General features: G+C 44.7%; 14 protein-coding genes. 13 read left to right on the forward strand and 1 reads right to left on the reverse strand.

Translation table 11 applies throughout. The features are described 5' to 3' along the window. Positions 1–33 precede the first annotated feature (33 nt). The 13 genes from A8806_RS15175 (at position 34) to A8806_RS15235 (ending at position 19,593) form a co-directional block, all read left to right on the forward strand. Positions 34–864 carry an MBL fold metallo-hydrolase gene (locus A8806_RS15175; RefSeq protein ID WP_109732052.1) on the forward strand — a complete coding sequence of 277 codons (831 nt, stop codon included), beginning with the start codon at positions 34–36 and terminating at the stop codon, positions 862–864. Positions 865–1,045: 181 nt separating this feature from the next. Beyond that, entirely contained in the window at positions 1,046–9,799 is an 8,754-nt protein-coding gene (locus A8806_RS15180; RefSeq protein WP_109732053.1) for a prepilin-type N-terminal cleavage/methylation domain-containing protein, read from the forward strand. Between the two features lie 36 nt (positions 9,800–9,835). Then, positions 9,836–10,387 carry a hypothetical protein gene (locus A8806_RS15185; RefSeq protein ID WP_109732054.1) on the forward strand — a complete coding sequence of 184 codons (552 nt, stop codon included), beginning with the start codon at positions 9,836–9,838 and terminating at the stop codon, positions 10,385–10,387. Positions 10,388–10,402: 15 nt separating this feature from the next. Beyond that, the gene (locus tag A8806_RS15190; RefSeq protein WP_109732055.1) at positions 10,403–10,717 is read left to right on the forward strand and encodes a type II secretion system protein; all 315 of its coding nucleotides are present in this window, start codon (positions 10,403–10,405) and stop codon (positions 10,715–10,717) included. A gap of 53 nt (positions 10,718–10,770) precedes the next feature. Continuing rightward, complete coding sequence (locus A8806_RS15195; RefSeq protein WP_109732056.1) at positions 10,771–11,373, forward strand: prepilin-type cleavage/methylation domain-containing protein; 603 nt, start codon at positions 10,771–10,773, stop codon at positions 11,371–11,373. A gap of 168 nt (positions 11,374–11,541) precedes the next feature. Further along, a complete protein-coding gene (locus tag A8806_RS15200; protein ID WP_109732057.1) occupies positions 11,542–11,964 on the forward strand; it encodes a type II secretion system protein in 423 nt (140 codons plus the stop codon). A gap of 75 nt (positions 11,965–12,039) precedes the next feature. Next, entirely contained in the window at positions 12,040–12,444 is a 405-nt protein-coding gene (locus A8806_RS15205; protein ID WP_181368747.1) for a hypothetical protein, read from the forward strand. Positions 12,445–12,537: 93 nt separating this feature from the next. Then, positions 12,538–13,332, forward strand: a complete 795-nt coding sequence (locus tag A8806_RS15210) for a prepilin peptidase (RefSeq protein WP_242996119.1) — start codon at positions 12,538–12,540, stop codon at positions 13,330–13,332. A gap of 50 nt (positions 13,333–13,382) precedes the next feature. Next, positions 13,383–14,585: a type II secretion system F family protein gene (locus A8806_RS15215; RefSeq protein WP_109732059.1), complete on the forward strand. Its 1,203-nt coding sequence runs from the start codon at positions 13,383–13,385 to the stop codon at positions 14,583–14,585. Positions 14,586–14,597: 12 nt separating this feature from the next. Continuing rightward, positions 14,598–16,085 (forward strand): hypothetical protein, encoded by a 1,488-nt coding sequence (locus A8806_RS15220; RefSeq protein WP_109732060.1) that lies wholly within the window; start codon positions 14,598–14,600, stop codon positions 16,083–16,085. A gap of 17 nt (positions 16,086–16,102) precedes the next feature. Continuing rightward, entirely contained in the window at positions 16,103–16,792 is a 690-nt protein-coding gene (locus A8806_RS15225) for a UbiD family decarboxylase (protein WP_109732061.1), read from the forward strand. Positions 16,793–16,839: 47 nt separating this feature from the next. Continuing rightward, positions 16,840–18,525 carry a GspE/PulE family protein gene (locus tag A8806_RS15230; RefSeq protein ID WP_330405381.1) on the forward strand — a complete coding sequence of 562 codons (1,686 nt, stop codon included), beginning with the start codon at positions 16,840–16,842 and terminating at the stop codon, positions 18,523–18,525. 18 nt (positions 18,526–18,543) lie between these two features. Next, the gene (locus A8806_RS15235) at positions 18,544–19,593 is read left to right on the forward strand and encodes a type IV pilus twitching motility protein PilT (RefSeq protein WP_109732062.1); all 1,050 of its coding nucleotides are present in this window, start codon (positions 18,544–18,546) and stop codon (positions 19,591–19,593) included. Between the two features lie 108 nt (positions 19,594–19,701). Here A8806_RS15235 and A8806_RS26640 read toward each other — a convergent pair whose 3' ends face one another. Then, a complete protein-coding gene (locus A8806_RS26640) occupies positions 19,702–20,553 on the reverse strand; it encodes a prepilin-type N-terminal cleavage/methylation domain-containing protein (RefSeq protein ID WP_242996129.1) in 852 nt (283 codons plus the stop codon). Positions 20,554–20,580 lie beyond the last annotated feature (27 nt).

Raw genomic sequence — 20,580 nt, forward strand, 5'->3', positions numbered from 1 at the left:
AGAAGGACGGAAACAAAGCATCAGGAGGAAGACATGAAACTGACAATTTTAGGCACCGGAAATGCCACAGTAACAAAATGCTATAATACCTGCTTCGTTTTGTCTGACGGGGACAGACATTTTCTGGTAGATGCAGGAGGAGGAAACCAGATACTGGGGATTCTGGACAAGGTAGACGTGCCGCTTCAGGATATCCATGATATTTTTATTACCCATGAACATATCGACCATCTGCTGGGGCTGATCTGGCTCATCCGTATGATCGGGCAGAAAATGAATCAGGGAAAATACGAGGGGGATGTACGGATTTACTGCCATAGTGACCTTGTGCCAGTCATCACGACAATTACAGGACTGACCATCCAGAAAAAGGTGACAAAGCATATCGGGGAGCGGATTCAGTTGATCCCCCTTGAGAGCGGGGATACGAAGAAGATTCTGGACTGTGATGTGACTTTCTTTGATATCGGCTCAACAAAGGCAAAGCAGTTTGGTTTTACCCTGACAACAAAAGAAGGTGTCAAACTTTCCTGCTGCGGGGATGAGCCGTATAATCCGTGTGAAGAGGAGTATGTAAAAGGCAGCGACTGGCTCATGCATGAGGCTTTCTGCCTGTTTGGTGAGGCGGATAAATTTAAGCCTTATGAAAAGCACCACAGCACGGTGAAAGAAGCGTGCCAATTGGCGGAGGAGCTGAAAGTCCCGAACCTGATCCTTTACCATACCGAAGAAACACATCTGGCAGAGCGGAAGAAACTGTATACGAAGGAAGGGCAAGAGTATTACAGGGGGAATCTGTATGTGCCGGACGATGGGGATGTGTTTGAAGTGCAGATGGTTGGGAATATAAGAAATATACAATAAGTTATACCATTGAAATGTAATAAAAAGGCGTGTGATATGCGAGTGATGGCTGAATACAAAAACAGCCCGAAAACGCGGTCTGCACGTCTTTTTTTGTTGCTTTTAATGGGGTAACGGGGTATGATAATAACAAGTAAGTAAGCGGGGGAAAGATCGTCGTGGGAAATAAGAGGGAGTACATATGGATCACGTGAAAATAAAGAACAATACAAAAGGTTTTACACTGGTAGAGATGATTGTGACACTCATCATAACAGCGATACTGGCAGGTGTAGTCATAGGAGGGGTGATTGCCTACCAGAGATATGCCACATTCAAGAAAAATAACGAATATGCCCAGACCATTTATACAGCGGCGCAATCGGCATTCACAAGGGCGAAGGCGGGCGGGCAGCTGGATGCGCTCGCAGAGCTGATGGAAAAAAGTGAATATAAAGTCAATCAGTTTTCCGAAAATATGATAGAAAACGGAGCGTCCGGTTTCGGGACCGGCAGGGCTTACTATCTGTTTCTGGGGCCGGAGGCTCCGCAGACTGCAGAAGGAGAAGAGAGTGCATATAAAATTGTGTATGACATGATAGACGATTACGTCTATGATGCCACAATTTTAGATGCCGTTTTTTGCGTAGAATTTGACCCGATCGATGGGATTATTCTCGGAGTCTGCTATAACGACAAGGCGGATTCCTTCTATTATGGCATGGCAGGCCAGGCGCCGGGAAAAGGCACATCCAATGATATCAGTGATCGTTCTGTGGAGGCGCGGAAGAAGATGCTGTTGGGGTACTATGGGCTGGATGATGTATCCGACCGGGCGCCAAGTTCATTGAAAAAGACAGCGTTAAGCAACGCAGAACTGGTAAATGGCGATACATTATATGTGAAATGGAGTCTGACTTCAAAATACAAATATATGACGAACCAGCTCAAGTATAAGATCCAGTTATATAATGCAGATACGAAGAAAATGGCCGCATCACTGGAAGTGAATAATATTCCCGATGCGAAAAACATCGTGAAAAGGCAGAATGCATCCAACGTGGGTGAAGATGAGCTGTATATCCAGTGCAATGTGACGCTCTATGAAGAAGACGGAAAGACAAAGGCTGTTTTAAAGGATGTGCGTTTTCGTGCGTATGCCTCTGAGAACAGTGTGATGTATCTTGTACTGGATGCAGTCGATCTGGAAGCCGCATCGCTGTCGGAAAAGAAAGATGCCGATTATGGAGATACATACAGTATTAAAAGGCTTGGTCTGGAAGGGGTGAATCTGTATGCCAGAGTTCAGGCAGGCGGTTCTTTTTATAAGTCCAGCGCATGGAAACAGACGAATACAGAAAATGCCCTGTTTGCAGATACAAAAACCACGGACGATGGCAAGACGGTAACTTATGGAGTTAAGAATGCAAGACATTTAAGCAACATCCGTTTTGCAGAAACAAATAAAAATGACAAGGACAGGGTAAATGAAACTATATTCCTGCAAAAGGCAGACTTCAGCTGGGACGGGGAAAATGGCATAATCAGCCGGAAATCGGTTTTCAATAAGGGGAAAATCGTAAGTGCTGAGAAAGAAGGAAAAGAGAAGGCATTTCCTCCAATTGAAGAATTCGGTGAGGATTGTAAGTACACAGCGAAAGATGAGAAAAGCGGCAAGGTTTACCAGATTCAGAATATGCTTCTGTATGAAGTGCCTGTGTCTTCAAAGGCCGAATCAAAACCATTGGGAATTTTCCGCAATAATGCGGGGACGGTCGAATATGTATCCCTAAAGAAGGTTCAGGCAGAGGGTAAAGACTACGTCGGTACCATATGTGGACTAAACAAGGGCGTTTTACGGGATATTACGACTACAGGTGTCGTTAAGGGTAAAGATTATGTGGGTGGTATAGCCGGAAGCGATATCACCGGCAAAAAACAGACTGCAAATGGAGAGGAAGTCAGCTTAGTAGGCACTGAAAGAATATATGAAAACCTGAAAAATGGAGCCAGTGTGTCCGGGCAGTCCTATGTGGGCGGAATTACTGGATATATGTACGGGCGGTACAGGGTTTTAAACGCAGAGAGAACACTTCTTATTCAGGACTGCAAAAACACAGGATATGTAGAAGGAAGCGGCTCCTGTATAGGCGGGATTGCAGGCTATAACAAGCTGACTATGATCAAAGACTGCACAAGTAACCCAATACCATCTGGCGAAAAGATGGCGGAAATTGAAGAAATGGCAGAAGCGGATACATGGACCGGAGATTTTGTGGGCGGTATTATAGGACTCAACGAAAACGCAGCGATTACCGGATGCAGTACAGGTGCCGGGACAGCAAAAGGGTATGTGACAGGACGCTACTATGTGGGCGGCATAGCCGGAATCAATACGACGACAGCAGGCACGGCGTCCGGTCTTGACGGGGATGGCGCAGTCAGCCGCACTTATGTAATGGGTAAGGGATATGTTGGCGGTATTGTAGGGGCAAACGCCACTTTGGAAGGGGATATACAGAAGTATCTGCAGGGAGAAGGTACAATTGATGAGATTGTCCCGGCAAAGCAGCATGTTCCTTCTAATATAAGTAATTGGGAAAATACAGGAATTGTAGTTGCAGCAGAAAAATATGCAGGAGGTATTACCGGGTATAATGCCGGTAGTATTCTGGACTGCCGTACATCCTCAGATGCAGGCAGCCTGTCAGGCGCGAGTGCAATGGAAAATGCTTATGATATTGCCGCGAATGGGGACTATGCCGGAGGCGTGGCAGGTTATAACAACGGAACAATCAGTGGAGTAAACAGTATCCCGGTCGTAAGTATCGTGGCAGGGCAGAATTATGTGGGAGGAATCATAGGATATAACGACACAGATGCAGTAGTAACAAACTATATGCTGGCTGGCGGTTTCATAAAGGGAAATAATTTCGTGGGCGGATATGCCGGGGTAAACCGTTCCGTGCAGCTCTGCAGAGAATCTCTTGAGGCGAATCCTAATCTGGTAAAGGGTGAATTATATATCGGTGGTATATTGGGAGGCAATCTTTCAGCTTTGCAAAATCTTTATGTGAATATGTTATGTAATACAGATAATTTCCTCGGAGGTGTGACCGGAACGGCCTTTGTGGGCGGATTTGTCGGGTATAACCGCAATATGGTAGACGGAAATGACGGCGGAGATTTGGCAGATATGGCAAAGATATACTATTCAGAAGAGGAGAGTAGTGATCCTTGTGCATGTGCAGATTATAACTTACTGTATGAAAAAGTGAAATCATATGATGATATAGCTTCTGCTGGTGAATTGTTTATCGGAAGTGACAAAATAATAACCGTAAACAGGCTGGGAAGCATTACAGGACAGATTCATGTCGGCGGAATACTGGGATATAATGCGAGTGGGTCGGCATTATATATTGTCGATGCAGTGAATAAGACACCTGTAACTGCTGAGTCCGTTATACAGGAAGATGGGAAAGCGTATTCCTACGCAGGCGGAATCACAGGTCTGGTAACAGAGAAAACATGGATTATGAGATGCTCAAATGATTCATCAGCGAGGATATCTTCAGAGGGGACTTATCTGGGTGGAATTGCGGAGCGGTGCAAAGGGGCTGTTAATGAATGTACAGTAAGCGCAGTAGGAAGTAGTGACAGAGACTATGTAGGTGGAATCGTAGGACGCAATGATACAGAGGGATCTCTTGCAAGTAATGTTATATTAAATACAGTGACAGGACATGATTATGTCGGCGGTATGGCAGCGGAGAACTTTGGCACGATTAGAGGCAAGAATAATTCACAGTACAATTTTGCAGTTCAGGCATCCGGAAATTACGCAGGAGGCGTGGCAGGATGGAACCACAAAGGTGCAGTCATACAGGAGCATATTTTTGATAGTGGATACAGGCTTGAATCAGAAGGAAATTATGCAGGCGGCCTGATTGGACTGAACGAGGGGGATTTAAATAACTGCTCCATAAAATCCTCTGCAATGGTCCGGGGGGATCAGTATGTAGGCGGTCTTGTCGGGAGTCAGCAGGGCGGTGTCATAACGGAATCCGTGAACAGGGCATCCGTAACAGCTGCACAGGGGTATTCCGGCGGAATTGCAGGCGAGATAATCAATGACAGTCTGGTCGATTCCTGTACAAATACCGGAGATATTCGCGCGGAACGTTCCGGAGATGCCGGCGGAATCACAGCCATATTAGAACAGGGTGCAAGAATAAATACTACGAAAAGTACGGGAAATGTAATCAGCTCGAACGGAAATGCAGCGGGAATTGCGGCACTTAATTATGGAGAGATTACAGCTGCCAGTGCAAGTGGAACAATCACAGCGTTAAATGATGTTGGTGGAATTGCAGCCATAAATGATCATATCATAAAAGAATCTGATGTGAGCCAGCTTACATACACTTCTGTTTCTGGCAGCTCTAACAGCCGGATAGGAGGAATTACAGCGTTAAATACAGAAAACGGGATGATTGAAAACTGTACGGTTGGAAAAGGTGGAAAAGTTGCTATTTCTGCAAAAGTACCAGGCGGGTATTATGGAGGCCTTGCGGGAATTAACCGGGGGACAGTCGCAGGAAGCAATGCCGGGGATGGCTATACAAAAGTTAGTGCGGATATTAACGCGGATACTTCGGATTCCGCGATATCTGCATACATGGGCGGGATTACAGGATTGAATGAGGGCACGATCAGCTTCTATAGTTACTCGGGAACAATTACAGGTGATGGTGGAAGTGTTTATGGATATGGTGGAATCGCAGGCAGTAATGAGAACAGTATTACGGATTGTATGGCAGAGGGCGTGAAGATTACTACTAACGGCGCCGCAAACGATCCTGTTAGTGCAGGGGGGATTGCCGGACAGAATGGTTTAGATGCCCGAATCAGCCATTGCAACTTCAAATCTGGTGAGATCAAAGCAAAGGTATACGGGCATGTAGGAGGTATGGCCGGAACCAATCAGGGAACCGTCTCGGAGAATAAATGCATGGGAGGCACGGTTTCACTGACTATTTCGCAGGGAAATATAGGCGGTCTTGTTGGTGTCAACGAATCATCAGCCCTAGTAGCGGAAAGCAGTACAGGCGGGAAAGGGAAAGATGGTAATGAATGGAACGTAAGTGCTACATCACATGCCACGGATAATGCAATTGGAGGTATCATAGGGTACAACCATTCGTCAAAATCATTGGATAAGCTTGTAAACTATGCGGATGTTAATAAAGATATTTCAGGCAATAACATTTCCGGCATTGGAGGTTTGGTTGGAAGACAGGAAAATCAGCTTTCCGATTCATGGGTTATGAAAGAATGCGTGAATTATGGTGATATAAAGGGTCCGATTGCAGTGGGAGGAATGATAGGGCGCTGGAAGTATAAGGGCGGTACGATTTTAAACTGTGAGAACTATGGCAGAATTAGCGCGCGTCAATCCAGAGTCGGCGGTATGGTTGGCGACTGCTATGCGATAGACAGTGGTCAGACATTGGATATGATACAGTGTAAAAACCAGGGGGTTCTTGCCGGTACAGAAGACATCGGGGGTATGATTGGAATGGCTACAGCAGTACCTAGTGTGGAAATATACATGAATTTTTATCAGTGTGTGAATATTGGTGTAATACAGGCATCATCTGAAACCGGGGCCGGTGGTATTGCTGGAAATCTGGCAAATACCAAAGCAGAATATAATATCATACAGTGCAGGAACTATGGACTGTCTGAGAAAAAGATGTCAGGAATTGTAGGAGCAACCAGTGCTGAAAATACAGTCATTAAAGATTGTTTTGGAGTTGCAGACTGCAGTGCACCGGTAACAAAAGCCAGTGTTAAAAGCGTGAATAGTAGTTATTATTTCGACAATTCACTGATAGGGGTATTGGGCGACAAAGGCAGCAGATTATATGTGAAAAAGGAGGGGGATGTTTATACAGCTTATAATGCAAAATCAGGAAATGTACTGACAGGTCTTAGGGCGGATCCAACTTCCTCCGTTTATAATGATAAGACGGATACAGGTGTGAAACGTCTGGAGCTGTATAATACTATAGACAGCCAGTTGTTGGCCTATTATGAGCAAAAATATGGCAATGCAAAGCTGAATAATCCGACGAACGTTAACAGAACAGATGAAGGCGGTTCCTATCAGCTCTCATGGAACAAGGATGCGTCAGCATATTATTACGAGGTGAAGGCAGAACTTTTTGATTCAGGGGAAAGCACGAATCCGGTTACTCAGGTTTATCAGGTATATGGTGCAAACAGTTATAATATATCAATAGAAGATGACTGGGATGGCAAATATCTGCAGTTGTCGGTAAGGGCAGTGAGTGGAAAAGAAGAATACAACTCTGACTGGGTGCTGTATAAAAAGAATGGGGAAAGTAAATTACCAGTAGCACCATTTTTGGCAACACCACAGGTTCACATGGCACTTGAGTTGGAGAGTGCCCAGAAAGGTGGATATCGTTTTGTACTGGAAAATAAAGATGATTATCCGCAGGAAGTGCAAAAAAATATAGTGATTCATACAACAGTAGGAGGGATAGACTATACATTTACTGCTGAACAGGGAGAATCTGATACTCTGTATAATAAAGATCTGGGAGCGAATACGATTGTCATAAACTATGCGGAGTACATACATGAAGATGGAAAGTACAGTAATTCCATCAAGTATTCAAGGCAGACTTGGCCGATGTCCTATACAGAACTAAATAATAAAGAGACTGCAGAGATAACATTCAGCAATTTCAGCGGCAGCCTGACCGGATCTGTTGCATATGATTTGAAGGCAAAAGAAAAGAACGGCACGCAGGTAATCTATCGTGCGGAAATGCTTGCTTATGATGCAGATTTAAACATGCAGGTGGCAGTCTCCTCTGCAGTGGCTCGTCTGACGGAAGGATTATCTGTCATTCAATTGACAAATCTGCCGGATGAGATACAAGAACCGGGGACGAATGTAACCGTGCGGTGTTATCCCTGGAGAAGCCAGAACAATGTTGCGTTTTATGCAGACAAAGTTGCAGGAAACCTAACAGCAGAAGAAGTCCGTAATATGAAGGCTATTTATGACACAAGCGGAAACTTAAAGGGCGGATACGTTATTGAACGGACTGAGGATGGGAAATACGAAGTGATTTACAGTCCACTTGTTGCATATGGTTTTACAAAACAGGTGAAATCATCAGAACTTACAGTGCCTAATAAGAAGAAACCAGACAGACAGCCGGCACCTGTACTTTCAGGGTCCTATAAGGAAGAGGAAGGAATATATACATTCAGCTGGGATGAGGGCAGCAGCGGGGGATCGTACAATGTTCTGGTAATAGGAATTCCGTTTGGCTCGAATAAAGAAGTCCAATTAAAAACAGAAGATACTACAAAACATTCGATCGAAATGGATGGAAGCACATGGAACTATTCAGAAATAAAAGTGTCCGTCACGAGGCTGGGAACAAAAGACGGTGATAAGATCACTAAATTCAGTAACCGCTCCATGAAGTCTTACCAGATGACACTCCGGCTTTCGAAGATTACGCAGCCGTCAGTGGAACTGGAGAAAGATGAGCACGGGGAAACAAATAAAAACGAATTGCGTTATTCCGTAGCATGGCGGGGATATCAGGATGAGAATATGCTGAAGGATCTGGATACCTACGTGATTTATGCGAAGGATGTAACTGAAGGCAAAGCAGAAGAGAACAAGGTGAAAACAGCGGAATGGAAAAGTTCAGATACCTCAGCAGTGATTGATCTTGAAGCATTCGCAGGATGTACCGTGGAGATCTATGTGAATGGATTGGTAAAGGCAGACGCAGAACATTACAGAAATTCGTTTGATGGAATCAGTTATTCCTTTGATGTCCCAACTAGAAAGGCAGGACCATCTGAAAATATCATCAGCCTGGATAAATCGGCATCCGATATTTTAGACTCTGCTGCGTTCGAAGACGAGGGAGTCCGGATTCTGGCAGCAGACCCTGACCGGACGGGAGCCGGAAAATATGAAATCAGACTGGCATTGTATGAGAAGTCCGGTCAACAGGAAGAGACAGCGGCCTTAGGCGATTTTGTGATGAATGGTTCCTTGAAAGACAGTTCATTTAACCTGAATAGAGATTCCGGTCTGCTGAAAGAGTATGCCGGTTATTATCTGGGCGTGAAGGTGAGGACTATTTCTGATAATGAAATCAGTTCCAAATGGTCCGCAGAAAAACGGTTCCCTCTTCCAAAGATGAGACTGGATGCGGTGCAGCTGACAGAAGAACAGACTCTCCGGAAATGCAGCCAGAAAGTAACGATGGTTGGTGGTATGGTCGACGATACAGAGATTTCAGTGGAGCAAAATGCGCTTACATGGAGCGATATTGAATTCGTGGAAGGATATTCGATCTTGACTTCAACCAAAGACGGGAAGAATTATGATCTACGTCTGGTTAAGGGGGATGACAACCCTTTTACGCTGTCAAAGAAGAGGATAGATGATAAGACCGGTAAGGAATACTGGGAAGAGCAGGACCTTATAAGTGCTGAATCTGAACAGACGGAAAATGGAACGGTCAAGACAACCTACTCCTTTGTATTTGGTTATGAACATGATATTGTTAATCAATCTGTAATGAAATACGAGACAAAAGTGAAAGGTTTTGTAGAATTCATTCAGTATACAAAGGATGCTGAGAGTTGGTATACATTCCAGATTATTCTGCCAGATATAACAACAGAAGGTGGGTTCAATGAGGTGGCAGGTGACTACGAGAATGATCCATATGCATATCTGTTTACATCTGAAGTTACGATTACAGCCTTGACAAATGACACACAGCGGTATACGGATGCAAACCAGATGAAATGGCAGAGAAAACAGAATGAAGAAACCGGAAACTGGGAAACAAAAATTGAGGAACAAAAACCAGAGGATTAGTGTAGCCGGAGAAAGAATAAGAAAGGAGGGCAGACTATGAAAGAAAATCAGAAAAAACAAGACGGAAGTGCATTGATAATGGTAGTCTGCCTTCTGTGCGTTTTCGCGGCACTCTCGTTGTCAATGACAGTCATGGCCTATCAGACGCTGAGCCAGTCACAACAGTCGGCAACAAAAGAACAGTGCCGGATATCTGCGATTACATACAGTCAGGTGCTGGAGCAGGAAATTACATCTGAGAAGACCACGGAAATAAAAACCTATCTTTATAATGAAATACACGGAAATACGTGGCCATATTACAGCCAGGGCAAAAGCGGGCATGAGAAGGAAGACGCCTACCGGCATCTGACGACACATCTGGATTCACTGGCAACCACGAAATTCGGCGATATGAGTTCAGTCATGTACTGGGAAATGGATGGAGATTACGGTGAAATCGTGCTTGTAATGATTGTGACGAGTGAGCAGCATAACCAGAAATACAGTGTGACGACCAGATATGAGCTTAAGAAGCCTGAAGATGCAGGCGACGAGGAATGGAATCTCGACACATGGAAATGGGTAGTCACATGGCAGGGATTATAGCGGGGAGGAATCATAATGTTAAAAGACAAAAAGGGAATGACTATGGTAGAAATCATAGTTGCATTTGCCATACTTTTAATCGGATTGAGTATGCTTTATAAAACAACAGTATTCTCCCTGCAGCAGATTCAAAAGGCGGATAAAATCCAGTCAGAAGTAGATGAACTGCTGAATGGGTACTATTTAAACCAAGACGAAGGAAAGTCTGCCGCCCCCCAGAATGCTGCGATTGAGATTGATGGGAAAAGTGCAGGAAGTTTAAAATTCTACACAGCGGATTACGAGAATGACGGCTATCACATATATTCGTTCATTCCTACAGGAGAATAAAAAGTCCGGCCCGCAGTGTTTGAGCAGCTTTAACAGGAAAGAGGTGAGACGGGATGAAGGCACTGTGCAAGAAGTACTATGGAAAATGGAAGAGTCAGGTGAGTGGGACAACGCTTGTAGAGCTGATTGTTTCTTTTGTTGTGCTTCTGATTCTCGTCACAGCGACTGTTGCAACCCTTTCGCCTGCTTTGAATGTCTTTGTCAAAGTCTCGGGCATGAGCCGCGCACAAAGCGTCAGTGATATCCTGATTGAAAAAATCACCGGAGAACTGGGGGCAGCCACGGGAAACGTCTACATCAGTGAAGACGGCAGACAAATCGCTTACGACGACCAGACCGGGCATCAGGTCATCATGATGACAGATGAAAGCGGCGACATAAACAAACTTCTTCTCCATTATCAGTCTGTGCACTCGGCAGATAAGACAGAGATTCTGGAAGATGCTGTAGACTGGTATTTTACAGATAAAGCATATATGAATAGCAGTATACAGGAACTTTCATTTTCAAGAGAAGACGGAACATCATGCATTAAAGTACATTTGAAATTAGAAAACAAAAAAACAGGCTATACATATGACCGTGATAAGATTATAGAATGTTATAAAGTAAATGCTGACGGGTTCAAAAGTGATGAATTTCCGCCTGTTGAATAGTAAAAGTGCACAAGGAAATGCCCGAAAACACGGCATTTTGAAGGGGTGCATGGCAAATTCAACAAAAAACGACAAAGTAGGCTTAGTTCTTGACTTTTGCTCAGAATAAAAATATAATAAGAATAAATAGGCAAGAGCTTATAATTAAAGAAAAGGGAGACGATTCTCATGGTTCAGAAATTGAAAGAGTTAAGAAAAAACAAAAAAGGTTTTACACTGGTAGAATTGATTGTAGTACTGGTTATCCTTGGTATACTGATTGCACTGCTGGTGCCTTCATTGACAGGGTACATTAAGAAGGCAGATCAGAAGGTAGTACTGGCGGAGGCGAGGAGTGCACAGATGGCTGTTCAAACTATTGCATCTGAGAAATATGAGGTTGGACAGACGGCAGGAACAACGCTTACAGCAACAGATTTGGCGAATGCGAAAGAACTGTCGGAAGTACAAGGTACAATCACATCAGCAACATTAGATGAGAATAATAAGATTAATACAATGACATATGCTGGAACAAAATATACAATTAGCTTTGCAAATGGCAAATGGGATGAAAGCACTATAACGAAAACAACAACCACCGCTCCATAAGAGTAGGGTTCTATTAATTAGAAAATAAGGTAAGGTATAAAATTGGAAGATGAGAAACTTGAAAAGAAGTCAAATGTGAAATTAGATATAGCAATTATCCTTTTTATCATCTTTATACTAATTTCCATCATCTTCCCAGTTACACTCCACTACTTACATAAGAGCGATGCCCGCTGGGCACTGCGCCATGCAAAGAATGTGAGGCTGGCGGTCACGGTAGTTGCTTATGACTACAAGGGGAATACCAGCGATATTACGATTAACAGAAAATACCGGGGGATTGCAGAGGATGCGATTCGTGAGGTGGAAGAACTCTCCGAATGTGAGGGTGAGATAGACTACATCATATTCGATTCAAATTCCTTCCGGGTAAAGAAGCTTGTATATAGAGAGAATAATTGTCTTGTTATATATGAGGATACAGATGGTGAATCTGGAACATGGAACGTGTATCAATTGAACAGCATGATTGAAGGCTAACGTACACGATGCAAGAGCAATCACAATGTCCTTTGCGGCGATGTCTGCAAAGGACATTTTTGAAGTTATTAAGATGAAACGACAGGATGAGTAATGTCAATGACAACAGTGATGTGGATTTTTTATATTATTATATTTTTTATGGGGGCGTCCGTGTTTTCCTTCGTAAATGTTCTAATTTACAGGATACCGGCACAGATGCCTTTTGGCAATGACAGGAGTATCTGTCCTGCATGTAAGCATGTCTTAAATGGATACGATATGATTCCGGTGTTCAGTTACCTGATTTTAGGCGGCAGATGCCGGTTTTGTAAAGCAAAAATATCTGTGAGATATCCGCTGGTCGAAGTGCTTGGCGGAGGTCTGGCGGTTTTTTCGTTTTATTGGTTTGGAAAATTAGAGGATGGCAGTCTGGAGGGGATTCTGCGGGCGGTACTTGTTTTTGTCCTGCTTGCAGTCCTGACTGCAATTTCGTTTATTGATATAGATACATTGGAGATACCGAATGGACTGGTTATCGCGGTTCTGTCCTGTGGTTTAGTGTCCATAGTTTTATTCCCGGAATTAGGGATTGTGCCGAGAATCATTGGCGCTCTGGCAATCAGTCTGCCGATGATGATTCTTGCACTTGTTATCGCTGGGGCTTTCGGCGGTGGTGATATCAAGCTGATGGCTGCGGCGGGACTGTTTCTGGGCTGGCGGTGTGTCATTGTCGCTTTTTTAGTGGCTGTGCTGACAGGCGGGATTTATGGCATTTATCTACTGGCTTCGAAGAAGAAGGACAGGAAAGGCCAGTTTGCATTTGGCCCGTTTTTATGTGTCGGGATTGCGGCGGCAGTATTTGCCGGAGAATCGATTATACAGTGGTACATGGGATTTCTTATATAAAAACGGGTGCGCTGTGAATGAATGGTGATTAAGAAGCCGGAGGAGAGAGTATGGCTCAATACAGATATACAGCAAAAGATATGGATGGAAATACAGTGAAAGGCATAGTGGAGGCTGCGAGTGAAGAGGCCCTCTATGATACACTGCGCGCTGAGGGCAAGTATCTGGTCGACTGCCGGAAAAAGGGCGGCGATAAGAACGGGTACAGTAAGATCAAGACACCCGTTGTCGCTGATTTCTGCAGGCAGCTCGGGACCTTGCTGGCGGCCGGGGTATCTTTGGTGCGTACACTGAATATCATAGCAGGGGAGGCGGACCTGAAGCCAAAGTATGCCAAAGTTTACCGCTCTGTTCAGGAGGCGATTATTCAGGGGATTTCGTTGTCAGAAGCAATGGAACAGCAGGGCAGGGCATTTCCGGTTCTGCTGATCAACATGATACGTTCTGCGGAAACAAACGGGAATATTGATGCAGTGGCGCTCCGTATGGCCAATCATTATGAGAAAGAAAACCGTCTCAATACAAAGGTGAAGAATGCGATGATCTATCCGGCAGTACTCATGGTGCTGCTGTTTGGTGCGGCCGCATTTATCCTTATCTTTATTATGCCGCAGTTCGAGGATATGTTTGCGGAGATGGAGAGCCTTCCGCTGATTACGCGGATGCTGATGGGAATGAGTGATGCATTTCAGAAATACTGGTACCTGATTATCATTGTCATTGTGGCAGTCATCGGACTGTTTAAATGGCTGTTTACCATTCCGGCAGCAGCCCGGCTGAAGGACCAGTTCAAGCTCCATATCCCGATCGTTGGAAAGTTATTGAGGAAGATTTATACTGCCCGCTTTGCGAGGACATTAAGCTCGCTGTATGGAAGCGGAATTACGATCGTGAATGCGCTTCCGATTGCAGCGGATACGATCGGCAATGCCTATATAGAGAGCCAGTTCGAAAAGGTTTCAGGACGCGTCAGGATGGGGGAACCACTTTCCCGTGTTTTGAGGGATGTAAAGGGATTTCAGAATAAGCTTGCTGCGTCGATCATGGTAGGGGAAGAGACAGGAAGTCTGGATGATATGCTGGATTCGATTGCTGAAAGTCTGGATTATGAAGCAGAGAAAGCTCTGGAACGTCTGGTTGCACTTTTGGAGCCGGTGCTGATTATCCTGATGGCAGTGGTAGTCGGTTTCGTGGTAGTTGCGGTGATTTTGCCGATTTATCAGTCTTATTCGACGATAGAGCAGGGATATTAGGAGGAGTATGGTATGGGAGTTTCGGTATATTTATCGGGCAGTAATGTCCAGATAATCGTAGGAAATGTGAGTAAAAACCAGATTAAGATACAGAAATGTTATAGTCTTGAGATCGGGGAGGGCCTGCTTCTTAATGGTGTTATTATTGCGGAAGATGAGCTGAAGGCAGAGCTTGCAGGAATCTGGAAAGAGTACCAGCTTCCGAAGAAGGGGATCCGCCTGATTGTGGACAGTACCCAGTTATATACAAAGATTCTGACATTACCAAAGGTGGCCGATAAAAAGATCCGGAACATGGTAAAAAAGGAGTTCTCAGAACTCGAGAACCCTGAAAATTATGTTTACGACTATAGAGTGATGGAAGTTGAGAATAAAAAGGGTCTGATCCACCTGATCGGACTTGCAGCAAACCAGCATTTTGTGGAAGTGTATCAGGAACTCTTCAAGGGAATCGGTGTTGATCTTGACAGTATGGATACTTCTATAAATGGTATTGCGAAGGTTATTCAGAGACACCCCCAGATGCGCAGGCAGTATTTCATTGCCGTTCATCTGGACGGGGACAGCCTGCTCTGCTGTCTGATGGAAGAAGGGCATATCAGGTTCTTTAACAGAACACGGATTTTCAGCGAACACGGGACTCGTGATTTTGCGGCAGAAGTTGCACAGCGTGTCAGCAATGTCCAGCAGTTCAGTGCGTCAGAACTGAAGCGTGCAGACATGAAGCAAGTGTGTATCAGCGGTTTTAAGCAGGAGGACTACGATGAAACTGCACGGATGCTGGAAGGACTGGACCTGGAAGTGATTGATCCGGGCAGTGTGGAAATGATAGGGACGGTTGACCGTGAGAATTTGCGGGAAGAACTTGTGTATGCAAAGCAGAATAATATTCTTGGAAATTACTGTTATACCATCGGTAATCTTCTGGCTGAGAAAAATGATATTAATCTTTTAAAAAGGATGGGGCATAAAGGGAAGGAAGAGAATGCTTCTGCATGGAAATATGTACTGCCGGGAGGCATTACTCTGGCAGTCTGTCTGGTCATTACAGTGCCGCTGTTTATTACGAATCATATGGAACGCAGCCAGATTAATGAGCAGAAAGCATATATAGAATCGGAGGAAAACCAAAGTGCTTTTGCCGAGGCTAAGGAGCTGGAGAACCAGCTGCAGGAGGTACAGGGGAAAATCAGGGAGGCGCAGCTGATCAGTGACGTGAATGAGACCTATCCTCTGCCGGGAAGCAAGGTAGAGCAGGCGATTCTGAATTGTGCCGAGGATAAGGTGACGATTCAGATAGATGCATATAATGCTGAGACAGGGACCTATGAATTCACGGCGATGGCCGCTCAGGTAACCGAGATCCATGCATTTATCAACAGGCTGGAAAAGAGTGATGTATTCGCAGATCTGGAATATTCCGGATATAATTATACAGAGGATGCCGGAAAATATGACATCCAGATAAATGGATATTTGAGTGAACATGCAGGAATGTAGAAGGGAAGGAGTAGGCTATGACATTTACAATCACAGAAAGAGATAAGAAGTTGCTCAGTATACTTGCGGTGGTTCTGATCGCCGCATTGTTTATCAAGTTCCTGATCATTCCGCAGTTGGAGGTGAAGTCTGACCTTGCGTCAGAGAGCATTGAAGTGGATGCACAGGCGATGGAGATGAAGCTTGCAATTGATACGAAAGGGACTCTGGAAGAGAAACTGAAAGATGCAGACGAAGAATTTGTACAGAGGGCGGCCGATTATTATCCGATGATGCAGTCCTATGAGATAGAGGCGCTGATTACCAAAATGATACTGAATAACGGGATGGAATCCCGGGATCTGGAAGTCAGCAGTAAGTCTTATGTGGCTGAGGTGAATCCGTATTTTGCATCAACAATGGGACTGGAAATGGCAATGACTGCCGAAGGCGGGGAGGATGCTGACAGCACGGACTCTGGTTCATCAGATGGCACGCAGGCTGTGGAGCAGACGCAGTCGACGGTATATGCTTCTCAGGTGAATGTGACCATTACAGGGACACTTAAGCAGGCAAAGCACCTGATTGATGTTGTAAATCAGGAATATCCGTCTGTGCGTATCCAAACATTTCATATAGACTCAGAGGCTGCCGAGACTACAGAAGGAGCAGCTGTGGATATGACTACATTGGACCTGGGACTGGAAGTCTACATGTGTGAGAAATAATGACCGGGTGATTTAATATAGGAAAGAAAATCAGGAAAGTAGGGCAGATGATGAAAAATATTCCGATTGGTAAAGTTTTGCAGGAGTATGGTTACATAACAGAAGAACAGGTACAGGAGGCGCTTGCTTATCAGAAGGAACATAAAGACCGGCGTCTGGGAGAAATTCTGATTAGTCTGGGCTATGTTCAGGAGGAACAGGTTCTTGTGGCGCTGGGGGAAAGGCTTCAGCTGGATGTGATTGATCTGTCCCGGTACTCAGTGGATGTGGAAGCTGTCTCAAAGATTCCCCGCCAGCTGGCAATGAAATATCATATTTTAGCTATTGCCATAAGCGGCAATAATCTTACAGTGATCGTGAATGATCCGCTGAACTTCTATGCTCTGGAGGATATTCGTCAGCTGACCGGTATGCATCTGGATATCAAGCTGTCCAAACTGGCTCCGCTTATGAAATCGCTGGAATATTATTATACAGAGGTTTCCGCGAAGCAGGCGGCAAAACAGGCAAATCAAAGCTCTGATGAGAATCTGGATGAACTGGAACTGTCTGATTATGATATCGACGGTGACATGGACAGCGAAGCGCCTACCATCCGCCTTTTGAACACATTAATCATAAGGGCCTATAATATCAATGCAAGTGATATCCATATTGAACCATTCGAAGACAAGACGGTGGTCCGCATGCGTGTGGACGGTACAATTACTGAATATGTCACCCTGAAACGTACCTTGCAGGCATCCATCATTGCCCGTATTAAGATCATGGGGGGAATGGATATTGCTGAAAAACGTGTTCCGCAGGATGGACATTTTAAGATTAAACTGGAAAATGAAAATGTAAACATCCGTGTATCTGTGATCCCGACTGTATTTGGTGAGAAAGCCGTTTTAAGACTTTTGAGCGGCAATACTAAGATACTTCATAATGATACGTTTGGCATGAACGAACATGATTATGCACAGTTCGCGCCGCTATTGAATTCCCCTAACGGAATCCTTTATCTGACCGGGCCTACCGGTTCGGGAAAAACAACAACGTTATATATGATTCTGGCATATTTATCAAAGCGGAGCGTGAATATCTCCACGATCGAGGACCCTGTGGAGAAGAATATGCCGAAATTAAACCAGATGCAGGTAAATAACACGGCTGGTCTTACATTCGAGGTAGGACTCAGGGCACTGCTGCGGCAGGATCCGGACATTATCATGGTAGGGGAAACAAGAGATTCTGAGACGGCATCTATTTCTGTCAGGGCCGCCATAACAGGCCATCTTGTACTTTCTACGCTCCATACGAATAACGCAGTTTCTTCTATTGTACGTTTGATCGATATGGGAATCGAACCATACATGATTGCGAACTCACTCGTCGGGGTTGTTGCACAGAGACTGATGCGGCGTGTATGCCCGGACTGTGGGAAAGTGGTAGAAACTACAGCAGCAGACAGGGCTGTGCTGGGTGAAGATGTGATGTATGTAAAGCAGGCGTGCGGCTGTGAAAAATGCAATAATACCGGCTATGTCGGACGAATTGCTATTCATGAGATCGCGGTAATTACAAAAGAGATACGCCGCATGATTACCACAGGGGCAAGCATGGAGGAGATGGAAGATTATCTGATTCAGAATCAGGATATGCACACGCTTAAGGAACAGGGGGTTAACCTTGTACGGGAAGGCGTAACTACAATGGAAGAATTATGGAAAGTAGCTTATTATGCATAGATTCATTTGGAGGTGGGTATGAATACAATTGCTCAGATCATAGAAACCGCAAGGGAGAAAGGCGCCTCGGATATTCACATATCAGAGGGACTGCCGCTTCGGTTCCGCATACAGGGAAGGCTCATGAAGATGGAAGAAGACACTCAGCCGGAAGAAACACGGCTGGCCATCCTGTCTGTCTTATCGGAACACAACAGGACGCTGTTCGAAAAAGGGGAGGATATTGATATTGCCATCCAGACAGAAGACGGCAACAGACAGCGTGTCAATATTTTCCGCCAGCAGGGAAAGGTGGCGGCTACAATCAGGCTGCTGAACAATCATATCCCTACATTGGAAGAACTGAAGCTCCCGGATGTCCTCCGGCAGCTTGCCGGGCAGCCGAGGGGGCTTGTACTGGTGACAGGGCCGACCGGAAGCGGTAAATCTACCACACTTGCGGCCATGATTAATTATATCAATGAGAGACGGGCAGAACATATCGTTACGATTGAGGACCCGATTGAATATGTGTACAAAGAGAAACAGTCGATTATCCACCAGAGAGAAGTCGGCATAGATACAAAAGGATTTGCTCCTGCCCTGCGCTCCGTACTACGTGAAGACCCGGATGTAATTCTTGTAGGAGAAATGAGGGACTATGAGACCATCTCAGCAGCACTGACAGCGGCCGAGACAGGCCATCTGGTCATGTCTACACTGCACACAACCGGGGCGGCCCAGACGATAGACCGCATTATTGATGCATGCCCCTCTGAGAGCCAGAACCAGATACGGACACAGCTTTCCGCCATATTAAACGGTGTCGTGACACAGTGCCTGATACCAACGCAGGACCAGCAAAGGAGAGTTGCTGCAACAGAAGTCCTGATCGGGACGGACGCAGTCTGCAACCTGATCCGGGAAAACAAATGCCACCAGCTCAATACGGTCATGCAGTCCGGGGCGGCACACGGGATGCATACACTGAATACGGACCTCGCAAGACTTGTGCGGACAGGGATTATTACGAAAGAAAATGCCAAGAAGTACACGAATGATGTGCATGACCTGACGCAGTATCTGTAGCAGAGTTTTTCACTGATATCATTATTGTAATCTAGTATAAAAAATTATCCCGGAAGCATATAAATAACTATAATATGCATTCCGGGATTTTTGAATTTGAAGGCGGTATTAATTAGCAGGAACAAAACCAAGGTCTTTAATATGCTGTGTAATTCCTTCCGAAGTCTGTGACACAGTGTGCATATCGCTCATTCCTATAGGTGCATTTTCAGAACCTTCAGGCAATACATAGACGACACCTTCAAAGTAAATCATATATGCTTTCCAGCTATTTTGAATATTACTAAGATTCCCGCTGCCATCATTAGGTGTTGCAAGTAAAAGTGTAGATGTAGAGCCTTGTAAACCAGTTTTATTGTTGGCTATATAATATGGCTGCCAATAGAGGGATGTATTGGTATAACGGTCAGGGATTAAAGTGGAATCTACAGAAGGAAGTAAGCCGTATTTTTCTATTAGCAGGCGGGTTAAAGTTTCCCTCCCAGCGTATTTATTACTATTAGGAGATGATAACCAATCCACAGTAAAATCCTGATAGTTTTTTATGAATTTTTCGAGATTACTTAATATATCGCCGGTCTGGTCATCAGTAATCACATATTTCACATCCTCATCTTTTCTATACAGAACACACAGCTTATTTTCTGCAAGATAGGTAAGTGTTGTGATCTTACGCGTCTTTTCATCGAAATCAGCACCTATAATCTTCCCATCAACCCCGACTTCTTTTAAAATCTCTTCGGTATTGGGCTTCAGTGTACTGTCATTCTTTGCGTATATATCCATATAGGCGCTCTGTGTAGCGGCCACAATCAATCTGCATTCCGAGATTGCTTCTTTTTCCTTCTGCCTGTTGAGGTACCCAGAGAAGGCCGGTACGGAAACAGCCACAAGGATTCCAAGTATTACCAGAACAACAATTAATTCAATTAAGGTAAAACCCGAGGTATGTTTCTTCATCTTTTTCAATAGAATTTCCTCCTGAGA

The sequence above is a fragment of the Faecalicatena orotica genome, from assembly GCF_003149245.1.
GTDB lineage: Bacteria > Bacillota > Clostridia > Lachnospirales > Lachnospiraceae > Faecalicatena_A > Faecalicatena_A orotica.

What these genes read in the sequence shown, in the direction of transcription:
- A8806_RS15175 (WP_109732052.1), top strand. Translation starts at nt 34, where the DNA reads ATGAAACTGACAATTTTAGGCACCGGAAATGCCACAGTAACAAAATGC.
- A8806_RS15180 (WP_109732053.1), top strand. Translation starts at nt 1,046, where the DNA reads ATGGATCACGTGAAAATAAAGAACAATACAAAAGGTTTTACACTGGTA.
- A8806_RS15185 (WP_109732054.1), top strand. Translation starts at nt 9,836, where the DNA reads ATGAAAGAAAATCAGAAAAAACAAGACGGAAGTGCATTGATAATGGTA.
- A8806_RS15190 (WP_109732055.1), top strand. Translation starts at nt 10,403, where the DNA reads ATGTTAAAAGACAAAAAGGGAATGACTATGGTAGAAATCATAGTTGCA.
- A8806_RS15195 (WP_109732056.1), top strand. Translation starts at nt 10,771, where the DNA reads ATGAAGGCACTGTGCAAGAAGTACTATGGAAAATGGAAGAGTCAGGTG.
- A8806_RS15200 (WP_109732057.1), top strand. Translation starts at nt 11,542, where the DNA reads ATGGTTCAGAAATTGAAAGAGTTAAGAAAAAACAAAAAAGGTTTTACA.
- A8806_RS15210 (WP_242996119.1), top strand. Translation starts at nt 12,538, where the DNA reads ATGTCAATGACAACAGTGATGTGGATTTTTTATATTATTATATTTTTT.
- A8806_RS15215 (WP_109732059.1), top strand. Translation starts at nt 13,383, where the DNA reads ATGGCTCAATACAGATATACAGCAAAAGATATGGATGGAAATACAGTG.
- A8806_RS15220 (WP_109732060.1), top strand. Translation starts at nt 14,598, where the DNA reads ATGGGAGTTTCGGTATATTTATCGGGCAGTAATGTCCAGATAATCGTA.
- A8806_RS15225 (WP_109732061.1), top strand. Translation starts at nt 16,103, where the DNA reads ATGACATTTACAATCACAGAAAGAGATAAGAAGTTGCTCAGTATACTT.
- A8806_RS15230 (WP_330405381.1), top strand. Translation starts at nt 16,840, where the DNA reads ATGATGAAAAATATTCCGATTGGTAAAGTTTTGCAGGAGTATGGTTAC.
- A8806_RS15235 (WP_109732062.1), top strand. Translation starts at nt 18,544, where the DNA reads ATGAATACAATTGCTCAGATCATAGAAACCGCAAGGGAGAAAGGCGCC.
- A8806_RS26640 (WP_242996129.1), bottom strand. Translation starts at nt 20,553, where the DNA reads ATGAAGAAACATACCTCGGGTTTTACCTTAATTGAATTAATTGTTGTT.